Source organism: Pseudactinotalea suaedae (assembly GCF_009733815.1).
Taxonomy (GTDB): Bacteria; Actinomycetota; Actinomycetes; order Actinomycetales; family Beutenbergiaceae; genus Pseudactinotalea; species Pseudactinotalea suaedae.
On sequence record NZ_WNXY01000009.1, the window covers coordinates 1 to 16,070 of the forward strand.

A 16,070-nucleotide genomic window follows, 5' to 3' on the forward strand; every position below is an offset into this window, starting at 1 on the left:
GACTGGAACGCCCCGATGATCTGCAGCACCAGGTTGAAGAAGATGATCGGGGACAGCAACGGCATCGTGATCTTGACGAACTTCCCCACCCGGCCAGCACCATCCAGGGACGCCGCCTCGTAGTACATCGTCGGGATCTGTCGCAACCCCGCCAGGAAGATCACCATCGGCGAGCCGAACGTCCACACGTGCAGCAGGATCAGCGTCCACAACGCATACTCCGGGTCCGAGACATACCCGGTGGTGGCATTGATGCCGAAGGCCTGCAGCACCTGGTTCACCAGACCCGTGGTGCCGAAGATCTGCCGCCACAACAACGCGATCGCGACCGAACCACCCAGCATCGAGGGCAGATAGAACACCGACCGGTAGATCGGCAACCCCCGCATCCCCTTGTCCAGCAGCAGCGCGATCGCCAACGCCAGGATCAGCTGCAACGGCACACCCACCACCACATAGGTGAACGTCACCCTCAACGACTGATGCAGCCGCGAATCCTCCAGCATCCGCGCATAGTTCTCCAACCCGATGAAGTTCGGCGACTGGATCAAGTTGTAATCGGTCAACGACAGATACAACGACGCCAGCATCGGACCCAACGTGAACGCGAACAACCCCACCAACCACGGCAGCAGGAACAGATATCCCGCCTTCTTGTCCCGGCCGGCCTCCTTCCGCGCCGCCGCACGCTCCTGCGGAGAACGGGCCTTGCCCGACTTGAGCTTGGACAGCTCAGAGATCGCGCTCATCGGTCGGCTCCCGCGGCGTGCGCGCCGGCTGCCGGTGGGAGGACCGGTCCGTGGAGCACGGCGTCGTGGGTCGATGTCATGAACGCGTGCAGGCGCGAGCGAAGATCCTCGGCGACGTCCGCGAGCTCGGGTGCTCCGATGAGGTTCGTCGTCTCGCCGGGATCGGCTGCGAGGTCGTACAGCTCCTCCTCGGGCCGTGGCGCGAGGTGGGCGTCGCCCATGCCGCGCCGCGTCGGCGAGGCCTCGAGGTCAGGCGGCAACGAGAGCAAGGGGCGACGTTCGAAGTTGCGGATGTACTTGTAGGAGTCGGTTCGAATCGCTCGGATCGGGTCGTAGTCGGCGTGGTAGGTCTTCTCGAGGTAGACCTCGTCGCGGGTGGTCGGTGCACCCTCGACCACGGTGGCCGCGATGCTCGTTCCCTGGAGGTCGTCCGGGATCTCGATGCCGAGCAGGTCGAGGAGCGTCGGCACGAGGTCGACATGACTCACCAGCCCCGACTCCCGGCGTGGCATGTCACGCCCGAGCGCTGATGGCAGCCGCACCATCAGTGCGACCTGCACGCCGGGGTCGTACAGCGTGCTCTTGGCACGAGGGAAGGGCGCGCCGTGATCCGTCGTGAAGATCACGATGGTGTCCTCGGCGAGCTCGTGCTGGTCGAGCGCCCTGAGGATGGTGCCGAGGCCGTCGTCCGCGGCGGTGATCGCGGCATCGAAGCCGGCGAGGTCCTCACGCGTGTGCTCGTTGTCCGGGAGGTACCCGGGCACGTCGGACGTCCCCGCGTCCGGGCGGGGGTAGCGCTCGACCGGCCAGTCGCGGTGAACCTCCACCATCCCGCACACCAGCAGGAACGGCTCCTCCTGGGTGGCGCGACCTTCCAACCACGTGGCGGCGGCACCGGCGACATCAGGCGCATGATTGCGACCACAGTCCACGATCTCGTCGAAACCCAGTCTGCTCGGCTCGCGCGACTCGTGCTGCAGGCCGATCAACGCCGTGCGATAGCCAGCATCGCCCAGATGCATCGCGAGCGTCCGCTCACCGGCGTTGTACTCCCAACCTCGATGGGTCAGCCCTTGCAACCCGTTGCTGTGGGGATACCGCCCCGTCCAGAGCGCACCACGTGCAGGGCTGCACAGCGGGCTCGCACTGAAGCAGCGGGTGAAGACCGTCGACTGTGCCGCGAGGCGGTCTGCGTGCGGAGCCTCGACCTCGTAGCCGTACACCGGCAGGTGCGTGCCGAGGTCGTGCCAGTGCACGACGACGATGTTGGGGCGACGCGGAGAACCGGACGTCACTGCACCATCCCGCTGAGCTCGTTCACGAAGTCCTCAGCCGCCTGTGCGGGTGTCGTCTTCTCGAAGATCACGTCCTCGCCGTATCGGCCGAGGAGGCCCGGGTAGCTACCGGCGCCTGCTGGTGGCGACAGCGGTGGGGTCGTCAGGTCGGGCGCACAGGACTCCATGTACTCCACCACCCGCTGGTTCGGGCTGCTCAGCTCGGGTGTGATGTCCGCCAGCACCTCCGTGTTCGGCGGCACTCCTCGTTCGGCCAGCATGATGCGCCCGGCCTCCTTGCTGTTGAGAAGGAAGTCCACCAGCGCCGTCGCGGTCTCCGGGTCCTTCGAGGTCGCGGCGACGCAGAAGAGCAGGCTCGGTCGGTACCACATGCCGAGGTCCGCCGCCTGGCCGGTCATCGTCGGGATGCGCAGCAGCCGCAGCTCCCGGCCGAGCAGGTTCTCGTTGTCGACGAGGAGGTTGGCGGGGGTGAGGCTCATCGCCAGCCTGCCCTGACCGAAGAGCGACTGCGCCGGCTCAGCGGCACCGTTCTCCAGCACCATCGAGGCCGATGGTGAGGTCCCGTCGAGGATCATGTCCAACCAGAGCTGGTACCACTGCGCAACGGCGTCGGGATCGACGGCGACGCCCGAGGCCCCGAACAGCTCCGAGCCGACCTGGTGGAAGAAGTAGGCCGCAGTGATCTGGTCGCTGCCGTGGTAGCCGGCACCGAACGCGCCATCGGCCGACTTCGCCGTGAGCTCGGCCGCCAGCTCGTGGAAGTGCTCCCACGTCCAGGTCCTGTCATCCGGGATGTCCACCCCGACGTCCTCGAAGAACACCGGATCGACGACGACCGCCTGGAGGTTGATCCCCGCGGTCGCACCCCAGGCCCTCCCGTCGACCTCTGCGCCGGCGTTCGCGCCCTCGCTCCAGGCGTCGAAGCTCATCCCGTACTCGTTCAGGTCGGCGAGCGCACCCCGGTCCGCGTACTCGCGCAGATTCCACTCGTTCATCTGGAACACGTCGGGTGCGCTCCCGCCCGAGGTCTGGGTGGCGAGCTTGTCGAAGTAGCCGTCGAAGCCGCCGTACTCGCCGGCCACGCTGGTGCCGGGACGGGAGGCCTCGAAGGCCTCGATGGCCTGCCGGGTCACGTCCGCGCGGGCGTCGTTGCCCCACCATGCGAACGAGATCGCACCGGTCTCTTCCGATTCCCCCGAGCTTGCGTCCCCGCTCCCACCCCGGCTGCACGCCGTGCCGGCGACGGCGATCACGCCGCTCAGCGCGAGCAGCTGCCGACGGGAGAACGTCCCTGTCCTTGTTTCGGCCACTTCCAGCTCCTTCTCCGATGACTGACCGGCAGAGCCTGGCAGGACGCTTTGTTATTTGTCAAGGGCGCATTATTAATACGCCCTTGATTTGTGTGTTCCATCCCGCAGTTCCCGTGGCCCGACCTGTGGCCGTGCCCGAGGCCGCCGCCGGTGGGACCATGGGGACAGCAGACGTCGAGGAGTGATGATGAGCCAGCCACCGAACACCCCGTACGGCACGAGCGACGCCCCCACCCAGCCGTACGGGCAGCCCGAGCCCACGAGCCCGTACCTCAGCTCTCCGGCCCAGTCCTACGGGACACCCGACGCGCAGTATCACGGTCTGAACCCGACCGAGTCCTACAACCCTTGGGCGATCGCCTCGCTCGTGCTCGGCCTGTGCGCCACCGCCATCCTGGCGGTGATCGCCGGTCACGTCGCGCTGTCGCAGATCAAGCGCACCGGCCAGCGCGGGGCCGGCCTGGCGATCGCCGGTCTGATCCTCGGCTACCTCGAGATCGCGTTCTACACCGTGCTGATCATCGCCAGCCTCGGATTCCTCGCCTGGGCAGGCTCGCAGAGCTGATCAGCCTCCGGTCCAGCGCAACGCGGCGAGCACGCGGCGGTTGGTCCTGTGGTCGTCGTTGACCAGCCCGAGCTTGCTGAACGCTCGTGAGATGTGGGCCTCCACGGTCTTCGGGCTGAGGCAGAGCTGCTGGGCGATCGCGTCGTTCGAGAGCCCGACGGCGAGCAGGTCGAGCACCCGCTGCTCGCTCCCCGTGAGCGTGAGATCGGCGCGAGCGATTCGGCGCGCCGCGGGAGCGGAGGTCAGCCGGTCGAGTGCGGCCATCAAGGCATCGGTGTCGGCGCTCTCGAGGGCGATGGCGCCCCAGGCAGGATTCGCGTCCTGCCATAGCCGGGACCGCGGCGGCAGCGGCGTGAGCGCGAGCAGCGCCGTCGTCGGGTGCTCGGAGAGCACCGAGGTGATCGCCACGGCGCCCCCGCGCGCGTCCGAGATCGCACCGCCGGACAGGCACGCCAGCACCGCGTCGACGGTCGCCGTGGCGAGCGTCGCACCGAGCTCGCCGAGCGTACGCACCGTGGCCACCACCGCGACGCCGCGATCGACCAGCTCAGCGCTCAGACCGCGCACGAGGAACGGAGAACGACCCATCACGAGCACACGCATGCGCGCACCCTTCCGCGAGACACCGGTGTCACCGAGGAGGAGCCGGTTCGGGGTGGCGTGATACGCCGTCACCGGCACAGCACAACGGTAGAGAGCCGACGGGCGGCCGGGGCCGTTTTGCAGGGTTTCCCCCGATGCCCGGACGGCGACGCTCGCCCTACGTTGATCGCGTCTGTCTGGCCCGACACCAACGACAAGGAGCCGCTGTGCCCACCAAGCGGCGTGATCCCACCGACCCCGCCCCCCGCACCCGGCTCCGGCTGCTGCGCACCGAGGACTTCGTCGACCTCTCGGTCACGCTCCACGGGGCGAGCCTCGAGACGGTCGACCGCGTGCGGCGCCTGCGCACCGGCGCCGACGGCGGCATCCTCGTCCTCACCCTGCCCCCGCAGCACATCCAGGAGGAGGCCTACCCCGAGTCGGCACCGCTGCCGAGCCCGCCGCCGGTCGCCGAGCTGCGGATCGCGGAACCGAGCCGGCTCGCGTTCGACCTGCCGCCCAAGACCGACCTGCCGCTGAGCATCGAGGGGCTGCTGGACCTGATCCCGAGCCTGTCGCTGCGGACCACGGCGCTCGCCAAGCCGGCGGCCGCGCCCGCTCCCGGATGGGCGATCCCGATCGAGGACCTGATCGGCGCCACCGACGTGATCGCGTCCCACCGGGCGAGCGGTGTCACGACCGTGCTGCGCGCGGCGCGGGCGGCCCGCCGGGTGCGGCTCGCGGCACGCCTGAGGGGTGTCGTCGTCAGGCCCTTCGAACCCGGTGACCAGGTCATCGTCAACCCCGGTCTGCTCCGCAAGGGGCAGCCACGGGTCCCGGGCGCCACGGAGACCGCGATCGAGGCGCCGTATCGGCTGATCGTCTCCCCCAGCGCCCGGTACGGAGCGTTCCGCCACCCCTCCCAGCCGGTCACCGCGCCGTCGGACCCTGCCCGGACCCAGCTCTGGCACACCGACCTCACCACGCGCGTGACCGACGACGACGGCGACTTCCTCGGTCACGACGAGGCCCCGGGGCAGCGCGTCGTGCGCGCCGTGTGGGCACGCGACCTCAACGAGCACCTGCCGGGCGAGGGCTTCCTCAGCTCGATCGACCCTATGATCCGCCGCACGGTCGTGCGGCAGTCGGGTTCGAGCGCCGAGGGGGTCACGCCGCTGCCGCTGCAGGTGAACCGGCTCTCGCTGTCGTCGTTGGGGGCGTGGATCGACTGGCGGGGCTCGTGGGCCGAGACCTGGAACGACTACGATCCGGAGCCGGGTTGGTTCATGGACCTCGAGTCCTACACGCACCAGGCGGCGATGGGCCGGGACACCTACGTGCGCGTCACGCAGCCAGGGTTCCTGTTCCCGTTCGGCCACCGCGCCGTGTGGGTGACCGTCACCGAGCGCAAGATCATGCCGGGTGGACCTGCGACCGCCTACCTGCGGCAGCGGTACTTCATCGTGCTGCGCGAGCGCACCCGCACCTACGGCGGCCGCGACACGCCGCTGCGCCGCGTGACGCTCTCCCCCACCACGACACCGGACCTCGACCGCCCGGCCGGGATCCCCGCCGACGCCGTGACGGTCTCGACCGTGTTCGTGCCCACGCGCGACGGCACCCCCTTCCGGTGGGACATCGACGCCGACGACGCCGCCGACGACCCTGTCTCGCTGAGCGCCCCGTTGCTGTTCGTCCCGAGCAACGCGCTCGACGCGGGCGTCACCGATCAGACGATCCGCACCACCTACCAGCCGGTCGCCGACATCCCCGCCGAGGGCGCGAGCATCGCGCTCGCGGAGCCGTCCGCGCAGGGTGACACCGCGTTCGAGGTCGCCACCCTGAGGTTCGACGCCGAGATCGATCGCGACGACGTCCGCTCACGTCCGTTCCTGACCACCGCCGAGGCGGTGGTGCCCGCCATGCGGCACCTGGCACCGGCCTCCCCTCACGTCGACCTGTCCTACACGCAGGCCTATCTCGACGACGGCTTCGGGGCCGGCAACCCGGCCCAGCTGTTCCTCAAGCTCGCGGGCGCTGCCCCGGTCAGCTTCAGCGACGGCAGCGACCGCGCCGGCGGCTTCATCGAGCCGAGCTTCGCCGTGCGCGGGCTCTCCCGGACGCTCGGTGCCGTCGGTGATGACGGCACCGCACCGCAAGGCCTGAGCCAGGGCGAGTTCGACCCGGCCACCTTCCTCGACGGCGCGCTGCCGAAGCTGTTCGGGCTGTTCTCCCTCGTCGAGATCCTCGACGCGCTCGGCCTCGACCTCGAGAACGCACCCGAGTTCGTGACCGAGGCGCTCGACGTCGTCACCTCGATCGCCTCGGAGGTGGCCCGGCTGCGGGCTGCGCTCGACGGCGGTCTGACGCGGCTCGCGGAGGACCTCGCCACGGCCGCGCACGAGGGTGCGCGCGCTCAGGTGCAGGCTGCGATCGACCAGCTCGAGGCCGCAGCAGCGCCGGTCGTCACGGCGGTCACCGAGCTCCTCGACGCCCTCGCGGACATGCTCGGCCACCCCGAGAGCGCAGCCGACGTGCTCGCCAAGGCGATCGCCGTCGGCACCGGCATCACCACGGTGCTGACGGCGGTGCAGCACCCCATGCTGCCCACCTCGGTGCGGGCGGCGATCCAGAAGCCGGCGCTCGCGCTGCAGCCGATCCTGGCCCAGACCGACCTGCTCACGACCATCGCCGACTTCGCGGACAACGTCCTCTCGCCGTCAGGCTCGGTGACGGCCCGCTACGAGTGGCGACCGGCGATCGCCGACTGGGCCTTCCCCGGCACGAGCGACCCGGTCTTCATCGCCGACGACAAGCGCGGCCTCAGCCTCGGCGTCGAGGTGCGCGCGAGCGCCTCGGGCGCGCCCAGCGCCGACATCAGTGCCGAGCTGCGCCAGTTCGCGCTGCAGCTGATGCCGGGCGAGCCGATGATGCGGATGAACTTCTCGCGCATCGGGTTCCGGGTGGGCACGGGCACCAAGCCCGAGGTCGACGTGGTCTTCGACGGCATGGAGTTCCTCGGGGTCCTCGGTTTCATCGACCGGCTGCGCGAGATCATCCCGTTCGACGGCTTCGCGGACCCGCCCTACGTGGACGTCTCGACCGAGGGCGTCACCGCCGGCTTCGACCTGGCGCTGCCGAACGTCTCGGTCGGGGTGTTCTCGCTCGAGAACATCAGCCTCGGCGCGGACGCGCGGGTGCCGTTCCTCGGCGACGCCGTCACGGTCGGCTTCTACTTCTGCCGCAAGGACGCCCCGTTCCGGCTCACCGTGATGGCCATCGGCGGCGGCGGCTGGGTCGGGCTGCGCGCCTCGCCGAAGGGCCTGGTCGAGCTCGAGATGGGTCTGGAGGCTGGGGCGTCGCTGTCGATCAACCTCGGCGTCGCGTCCGGGTCGGTCTCGATCACCGTGGGTGTCTACCTGCGGCTGGAGGGTGACGCCGGGTCGCTGACCGCGTACTTCCGGATCCGCGGCGAGGTCGACGTGCTCGGCCTGATCTCGGCGTCGATCACGCTCGAGCTGTCGCTCACCTACGACTTCCCGACCGGCAAGCTGATCGGGCGGGCGAGCGTCATCGTCGAGGTCGAGGTGCTGTTCTTCTCGGCCTCGGTCGAGGTCAGCTGCGAGCGCAAGCTCGCCGGCTCCCAGGGCGACCCGACGCTCCACGACATCATGCCGCCCGAGGCGGATGGTTCCAGCCCGGCGTGGTCGGAGTACTGCGCCGCCTTCGCGGGGGTCCCAGCATGAAGTACACCCCACAGACTTCTGCTCCCCCGCTGCGCTCCTCCACACAAGTCTGCGGGGACCCCAAATGACTGCCACGATCACGACGACAGCGCTGCCGTACGACCTGGGTGAGGATGCCGCGTTCCACCTGAGCGCGTTCGTCACCCACAAGCTCGAGCCCGACGCCGACGCGACCCTGGGTGACTTCCCTGCGGTCGAGACGTGGGTCAAGACCCTGGCGCGCGGCAGCTGGCTGGTCAGCGCCTCGACGCTGGCCGAGCCGGTGCCGGCGACGCCGGTGTCGGAGCCGGACCAGGCGGTGTGGTCGGCGCTGCTGCCGCCGACCACGCTGGTGCGCTCCTTCCCGAAGCCGGTGGTGAGCGGCGCGAAGTGGAAGTCGTACCCGGCCAACGCCATGGACGAGACGGCCACCTACCTCCACCTGGCGGCCATGCTCACCTCGCCGGCGTCGCGGCCGCGTGCCGACAACGCGGTCAATCGGATGGTGCTGCGCGTGATGACCGAGGTGCACGGCGGCGCCCGCAGGATCCTGCAGATGCTGGACGCGAAGCCTGAGCAGCCCCGGTACACCAAGGCACAGGTCGACGCCATGGCCACGTTGACCGGGCGTCGGATCGACCGCGACGGCACCGACGTGCCGCGCGTCAACGCGATCGAGGCGCTGCTGGAGACGCGCGCCGAGGACGAGCGCCGGCTGACCGACTGGCTCGACGACTACGTGGCGCGAGGGGATCGACCGACCGGGATGCTCGGCACGATGGTCGACCTGCACGCGGCCCGCCGCTACTACCAGCGGCCCGAGGCGCAGGTCGAGTACGAGCCGCGCCCGATCGAGGGGGCCACCACCCCACCGGTCGAGAACCCCGAGCCCGACTTCCACCAGCTCGCGGCCGGGGCCGGGAGCACGCCGGCGCTGCTGCGGGCGCTGGGGCTCGCGGTCGACCTGACGGTCGTGGCCGAGCACCTGCCGGCGCTGGCGACGGCGACGTGGGTGAGCGTGACGTTCGTGCCCGGCGCGCAGGACGAGGGCGCGTTCGAGAAGGTGGAGCCGCCGCGGACGCAGGTCCACGTGGTCGAGGGAAGCTGGCAGGCGGTGGCGAGCGCCGAGTGGAGCGGCGGCCGCCTCAAGCTGGGCGACCCCGACCGCTACCAGGTGCTGTCCCTGGACCCCGACGCCACCGGCCTGGCCACCGAGCAGAACCTGCGCAACGCGATCGGCGAGATCGCCTCCGAGCTCAACGGCGACAAGGCCAACGGTGCGCCGACCTCGCTGCGCTCGACCGGGTTCTCGCTCGCACGGCTCGACCGGGTCGACGCCTCGCGCGACCGGGTGCAGACGGCCGAGGGGCTGTCCGCCGCCAGCACACCGTTGTCGCTGACGTACGACCAGATCGTGCGTGGCGTGCGGCTCCAGGTGCGGGAGGGCGCCCAGGGTCCGTGGCGCTCGGTCCACCGCCGGCTCGTCGACGTGCTGACACCGGACCGCACCACGGTGCTCGAGGGCGTCCCCGACGCCGGGTTCCTGCCGCTCACCTCGCTCAGCCGGTCCGGTACCGCCGACCCCGACCCGTACTACCTGCACGAGGTGTTCGCCGGGTGGGACGGCTGGAGCCTGTCCGCACCGCGCCCGGGCAAGGTCGTGGTGCACGGCGAGGACGGCGAGGAGCAGCTCCTCGACGAGCCGCCGGTGCCGGCCGATGGCGAGCCCCTCGCGCGCATCCGGAGCCGGGTGGAGCCGGGCACGCTGCCGCGGCTGCGGTACGGCACCAGCTACTCGTTCCGGGTGCAGGGCGTGGACCTGGCAGGCAACGAGGTGCAGGAGGGCGAGCCCGACCCGGTCCCGATCAGCACGCTGCGCGCCGCGCTGACCACGCACCGCGCCACCTCGCTCGGCGACCCGTTGCGCAGGACGCTGGCTGCGAGCGTGCCGAAGCGCACCAGGGTCAGGCCGACCTCGCCGTTCGACGACGCGACCGCCAAGGCGGCACCGGCGTTCCGGCCTCGGCTCGCCGAGGCGGCACGGGAGATCGCGGGCGACTCGCTCGTGATGCCGGCGAGCCAGATCACGAAGGCCGAACGTCGGCTCGCCGACCTGGTGAGCAAGGACGCCCGACAACGGCGCGGGGTGAGCGATCTCGACCGGTTGCGGGACGCCGTCGAGCGCACGATCCCGATGCTCTCGGACCTGCACGTGCGGCCCGACCTGTTCCCCGACGTGCTGCCACCCACCCAGACCTACGCGCCGACCGACACGCTGCCGGTGCCGTTCCTGCGGTGGTCGCCTGTGCCAGCCCCGGTGCTGGTCCCGCGGCGCGAGCTCACCCTGGGCGAGTCGCTGGGGCGGCTCGTGATCCGGGAGGGTGAGACGAGCGAGCGGCACGTGGCGCCGGCGAAGACCTCGCAGCTGGAGGCCGAGCAGCACGGCATGTTCGACGCCGCGATCGGCTCGAGCGACCCCGACGTGCAGCGCACCGTCTTCGGGTGGGCGCTCCGCGAGCGCGGCACGCTGCTCGACGAGTGGGTGCCGGACCTCGACAACCCCGGGGAGGTGATCCAGCAGCCCGGGATCGCGCTGGCGTCACGACCGGGCGCGAACCCGGAGGCGGCGGTCACGCTGCAGCAGATCACCGACACGCGCGACACCCCGCTGGGCGAGGGTCAGTACGTGGTGCACGACGTCGACCAGCTCGTGCTGCCGTACCTACCGGACCCGCTCGCAGCCGGCATGGCCTTGGTGTTCGTCGACGCCGGCGCGCCCCACACGTTGCCCGAGCCGCGGGTGCTCTCCGCGGTGGTCGTGCCGTTCCGGGGCGAGTGGCCGCGGGTCGAGCCGCTGCAGCTGGTGCTGGAACCGGGCACGGAGCTGGGCGCGAGCGTCGACGAGGCGGCGAACCTCGTCCGGGTGACCCTGCCCGCGGGCGAGCAGGTGCGGGTGGCGATCTCCTCGTCGCTGCGTGAGGAGGACCTGCAGGTGCTGGGGCTGTGGCGCAGCACCGCGGCGCTGCTGGAGGCGGTCGAGGCGCACGAGCTGCTCGCGCTGCTGCGCCGGGCCGCGGTCTCGGGCTGGACCTGGTGGCTGACGCCCAGCGAGGAGATGCGGCTGGTGCACGCCACACCGCGACCTGCGCGCCGCCCCGCCCTGCACGACCTCGCGGTGCTCGCGCGACCGGAGGGTGCCACCGTGGCAGCGCTGTTCGCCATCACCGAGATGCACGGCGCGAGCACCGCAACGATGGCGCTGGCTGCGACGTGGTCGGAGTGGGTGGACGACGTCACCACTCCCGGACCGGTGCAGGTCGAGCGCAGCGACGTGCCCGTGCGGTCCCAGGTGGGCGAGGGCGAGCGCTACGGCCTGCTGTACCCGTGGGACGACGCCAACCCTGCGACCGGGGTGCCGATGCACCGGGCGATCCAGAACTTCCCCGACACGCACCACCGCCGCGTGACCTACACGTTGATCGGGTCCACCCGGTACGCCGAGTTCTTCGCACCCGACGAGCTCGCGGGCGAGGACGACCCCGAGTCGCGCTCCGACCCGGTCGGGCTCACGGTGCAGTCCTCGGCCCGACCCGCGGCCCCGGTGGTCACCGAGACGGTGCCGCTGCTCCTGTGGGACGTGGCGACCGAGCCCGAGCATCCGTTCGCGCGCCGGCACGTGCGCCGCAGCGGCGCCCGCATCTGGATGAACCGCCCCTGGTACTCCTCGGGCGACGGCGAGCTGCTCGCCCTCGTGCTGGGCGAGGACCTGCCGCCCACCGTGGCGAGCCGGTGGGGCAGCGATCCGGGGCTCTCGACGACGGCGCCCGTGCCCGACGCGGCGCTGCCGCCGCTGCTGACCGCGACCGATCTGCTGTTCGCGGTCTCCGACCTGGTCGCCGAGCCCGGGACCGACGCCGACCTGCCGCGCCGCCCCGGTGGGCCGGTGCTGTCCGGGCGACCACGCCCGTTGGTGGACGTGACGCGGCAGCCGCAGGCCGCGCTGCTCGGTTACGAGGCGGAGTTCCACCCCGACCGCAACCAGTGGTTCGTGGACGTGGCGATGACCCCCCGCGATCAGCTGTGGCCGTTCGTGCGGCTCGCGGTGGCCCGGTTCCAGCCGGACTCGCTCGCGGGCTGCGAGCTGTCACCGGTCGTCATGACCGACTGGGTGCAGCCGTTGCCGGAGCGCACCGCCACCGTGAGCCGCCCCGACGCGACGCACGTGCACGTCACGGTCACCGGCGCTGCCGCCCTGTACCGGACGCTCGACCGCGACGAGCCGGACGAGGGCTACGAGTGGGACCGGGGCGACCCGACCGTCGACCGCTCGATCTCGCCGCTCGACAAGCTGCTGCTCGGCTCGCGCGTGCTGGTGGCGACCGTGCAGCAGCGCGGCGAGTCCGACCTGGAGTGGCTCGACCACGCCACGGTGCGGCTGCCCGCCGTCGGGCAGGATCCCAGTGACGTGTGGCAGGTGACCTGGTCCCAGCGCCTCGAGCTGCCCGTCCCGATCCCCCTCGTCACGCCCGACCTCGGCACCGGCGAGTACCGCGTGCTCATCGAGGAGCTCGAGGTGATGGCCGCCGACCACGACCCCGACCCGGCGACGCGGCAACGCCTCCGCACCCGCCTCACGACCCGCGTCGTCTACGCCGACACCTTCACCCTCTGATCCCGGTCGTCACTGCCCACCCACGTAGCGGTACCCGAGCCCGGGTTCGGTACGGAAGAGCGACGGCCGCTTGGGGTCCGCCTCGAGCTTCTTGCGGATCGCGGTCATGTGGACCCGCAGGTAGTTGGTCTCGTGCGAGTACTGCGGGCCCCACACGCTCTGCAACAGCTCACGCTGCCGCACCAGCCGCCCCGGTCTGCTCGTCAGCACCTCGACGATCGCCCACTCGATCGGGGTCAGGTGGATCGCCTGGCCCTCGCGCGAGGCCGTGCGGTCGCCGACGTCCAGCCGCAGCCCGTCCACCTCGATCACCGGACCGGCTGCTCCGAGGTGCCGCGTCGCGGCCCGCAGCCGGGCGAACAGCTCCTCGAGGTCGAACGGCTTGGTGACGTAGTCGTTGGCGCCCAGGTCGAGCGCCTCGACCTTGTCCTCCGAGCCCGCCCGCGCCGAGACGACGAGCACCGGCACGTCCGAGTTCTCTCGCACCGTGCGCAGCACGGTCACGCCGTCGACGTCGGGGAGCCCGAGATCGAGCAGCACGACGTCGGGGGTATCCTCACGCACCGCCTGCAGCGCGCTCCTGCCGTCGGAGGCGACCAGGACCTCGTAGCCGCGTGCGCGCAGGTTGATCCCGAGCGTCCGCAGGATCGCGGGGTCGTCGTCGACGGTCAGCACCCTGGTCATGGCACCTCCTGGGCGGTCGGCAGCTCGACGAGGAAGGTGAGGCCGCCGCCTGGCGTGTCCTCGACACCCAGCGTGCCGCCCATGGCGAGCGCCAGACCCTGCGCGACGGCGAGCCCGAGCCCGACCCCCGCGCCTGCCGGGACGTCGCCGAGGCGCTGGAAGGGTGCGAACAAGCGCGCCCGGTCGGCGTCCGGCACCCCGGGCCCGCGATCGACGACCCGCACCACAGCCACGCCATCGGCCGCTGCGGCATCGACCACGACCGGGGTCGCCGGCGGCGTGTACGTCAGCGCGTTCTCCACGAGGTTCGCCAGCACGCGCTCCAGCAGCGCAGGGTCGGCATGCACGGCCACGTCCTCGACATCGATCTGCACGCGTTCGTTGCCCTCGAGCTGCCGGATCGCGCGCGTGACCACCTCGGTCAGGTCGACGTCGAGCAGGTGCGCGGCGACCGAGCCCGTCGAGATCCTGCTCATGTCCAGCAGGTTCACCACGAGCGCGTCGAGCCGGTCGGCCGAGTCGGCGACGCTGCGCAGCAGCTCGTGACGGTCCTGCTCGGACCAGTCGATGTCCTCGTTGCGCAGGCTGGCGATCGCCGCCTTGACCGCGGCCAGCGGAGAACGCAGGTCGTGCGAGACGGCAGCCAGCAGCGCCGTCCGCACCCGCTCGCCCTCGACGAGCTCGGCGTGCTCGGCCTCGGCGCGCGCCGCGCGCTGGCGCTCCAGCGCGACGCGCATCCCGCCGGCGTAGGCCTGGAGCAGGCGCCTGTCGGCCACGCCCCCACTCGAGCCGCGCACGCACAACGTGCGGGTCGCATCGATCTCGACCGCGAGATCGGCGGCGTCGGGACTCTCGGGCGGATCGCCGGTGCTGGAGCGCACGACCGGTCCGCCAGTTCCGGTCTCGACCAGCGCAACCCCCGTGGCGCCGACGAGCTCGGCCGCGGCGGCCAGCAGTCGGTCGACGTCGGCGCCCGCGTGCAGCAGCCCGTGCGCGACGACGGCGAGACCATCGGCCTCGGCACGCGCGGTGCGCGCCTGGGCGGCCAGCCGCGCGGCCCGGTCGACGACCGAGGCGACCGCGACGCCCACCAGGACGAACAGCACGAGCGTGAACACGTGCTGCGGGTCGGAGACCCGCAGCGTGCCCAGCGGCTCGGTGAACATCAGGTTGAGCAGGATCGCGCTCGACGCCGCGGCGACGACAGCCGGCAGCACACCACCCAGAAGCGCGGCCGACACCACCACCGCCATCATCACCAGGGCGTCGACCGAGAGTGCGTGCGCCGCGAGGGCTCGGTCGAGCAGCCAGGCGGTCGAGGCCGGCGCGAGCACAGCGAAGACGTGGCCGAGCAGCTGTCGCCGGCGTGAGAGCCCTCGGCGGTCACGCCGGCGGCGCACCGCGCCGCCGGCGAGCGCGTGGGTCACGACCAGCACGTCGATGTCGCCCGCGCCCGAGATCACACGTTCGCCGACGCCCGGCCGCAGCGCGATCGCCAGCGGGCTGCGTCTGGTCGCACCGACGATCACGAGCGTGGCGTCCTCGGCGCGCGCGAACGACAGGATCGCGCCTGCCGCGTCCTCGCCCACGACCGCGTGCCAGGTGCCGCCCAGCTCCTCGGTCAGGGTCCGCAGCTCGTCGAGCCGATCGGGGCTGAGGCCGGTGAGCCCGTCCCGCTCGGCGACCACGAGGGCCATCCACTCGGCCCCCGAGCCGCGGCTGGCCACGCGGGCCGCGCGGCGCAGCAGCGACGCCGACTCGGGTCCGCCGGTGACCGCGACCACGATCCGTTCCCGGGTGGCCCAGATCTCGGAGATCCCGTGCTGACCGCGGTAGCGCTCCATGCCCTCGTCGACCCGGTCGGCCAGCCACAGCAGCGCGAGCTCGCGCAGCGCCGCGAGGTTGCCCTCGCGGAAGAATCGCGACAGCGCGGCGTCGACCTGCTCGGGCCGGTAGACGTTGCCGTGCGCCATGCGGCGCCGCAACGCCTGAGGACTCATGTCGACCAGGTCGACCGTGTCGGCAGCCCGCACCACCGTGTCGGGCACCGTCTCCCGCTGCCGAACACCCGTGACGGCGGCCGCGACGTCGTTGATCGACTCGAGGTGCTGGATGTTGACCGTGGTGATGACGTCGATGCCGGCATCCAGGAGCTCGTCGACGTCCTGCCAGCGCTTGGCGTTGCGGCTGCCCGGGACGTTGGTGTGGGCGAGCTCGTCGACCAGCGCCACCTCCGGCGCCCGCGCCAGCAGCGCGTCCAGGTCGAGCTCGGAGTGCTCGGTGCCGCGGTAGCCGACCACCCGGCGCGGCACGATCTCCAGGTCGCCGATCGCGGCCGCGGTCTCCGGGCGGTCGTGGGTCTCGACCAGGCCGATGACGACGTCGGTCCCGCGTTCCCGGCGCCGCCGGCCCTCGCCGAGCATCGCGAACGTCTTGCCGACCCCGGGCGCGGCGCCGAGGTAGACGCGAAGCCGTCCGCGAGTCATCG

The 16,070-nt window shown here is 71.6% G+C and carries 9 protein-coding genes; 3 read left to right on the top strand and 6 right to left on the bottom strand.

Translation table 11 applies throughout. The features are described 5' to 3' along the window. From GPA04_RS14870 to GPA04_RS14880, 3 genes are all read right to left on the bottom strand, one after another. Positions 1 to 749: carbohydrate ABC transporter permease (locus GPA04_RS14870; RefSeq protein WP_156224992.1), on the bottom strand; the 749-nt coding region annotated here is incomplete at its 3' end. Beyond that, complete coding sequence (locus GPA04_RS14875) at positions 746 to 2,044, bottom strand: sulfatase family protein (protein ID WP_156224993.1); 1,299 nt, start codon at positions 2,042 to 2,044, stop codon at positions 746 to 748. The genes GPA04_RS14875 and GPA04_RS14870, both read right to left, overlap by 4 nt. Then, positions 2,041 to 3,354: an ABC transporter substrate-binding protein gene (locus GPA04_RS14880; RefSeq protein WP_162458631.1), complete on the bottom strand. Its 1,314-nt coding sequence runs from the start codon at positions 3,352 to 3,354 to the stop codon at positions 2,041 to 2,043. The genes GPA04_RS14875 and GPA04_RS14880 overlap by 4 nt, the downstream gene beginning before the upstream one ends. Before the next feature lie 187 nt (positions 3,355 to 3,541). Between GPA04_RS14880 and GPA04_RS14885 the strand changes: the two genes are divergently transcribed. Further along, positions 3,542 to 3,919, top strand: a complete 378-nt coding sequence (locus GPA04_RS14885; protein ID WP_241680828.1) for a DUF4190 domain-containing protein — start codon at positions 3,542 to 3,544, stop codon at positions 3,917 to 3,919. Here GPA04_RS14885 and GPA04_RS14890 read toward each other — a convergent pair whose 3' ends face one another. Further along, on the bottom strand, positions 3,920 to 4,522 hold the full coding sequence (locus GPA04_RS14890) for a helix-turn-helix transcriptional regulator (protein ID WP_156224996.1): 603 nt from the start codon (positions 4,520 to 4,522) through the stop codon (positions 3,920 to 3,922). Positions 4,523 to 4,728: 206 nt separating this feature from the next. Between GPA04_RS14890 and GPA04_RS14895 the strand changes: the two genes are divergently transcribed. Then, positions 4,729 to 8,247 (top strand): hypothetical protein, encoded by a 3,519-nt coding sequence (locus tag GPA04_RS14895; protein WP_156224997.1) that lies wholly within the window; start codon positions 4,729 to 4,731, stop codon positions 8,245 to 8,247. Positions 8,248 to 8,311: 64 nt separating this feature from the next. Continuing rightward, positions 8,312 to 12,898 (top strand): hypothetical protein, encoded by a 4,587-nt coding sequence (locus GPA04_RS14900; protein WP_156224998.1) that lies wholly within the window; start codon positions 8,312 to 8,314, stop codon positions 12,896 to 12,898. 9 nt (positions 12,899 to 12,907) lie between these two features. Here GPA04_RS14900 and GPA04_RS14905 read toward each other — a convergent pair whose 3' ends face one another. Both GPA04_RS14905 and GPA04_RS14910 read right to left on the bottom strand, forming a co-directional pair. Then, entirely contained in the window at positions 12,908 to 13,582 is a 675-nt protein-coding gene (locus tag GPA04_RS14905) for a response regulator transcription factor (protein WP_156224999.1), read from the bottom strand. Continuing rightward, positions 13,579 to 16,068, bottom strand: a complete 2,490-nt coding sequence (locus GPA04_RS14910; RefSeq protein ID WP_156225000.1) for an ATP-binding protein — start codon at positions 16,066 to 16,068, stop codon at positions 13,579 to 13,581. The genes GPA04_RS14905 and GPA04_RS14910 overlap by 4 nt, the downstream gene beginning before the upstream one ends. Positions 16,069 to 16,070 lie beyond the last annotated feature (2 nt).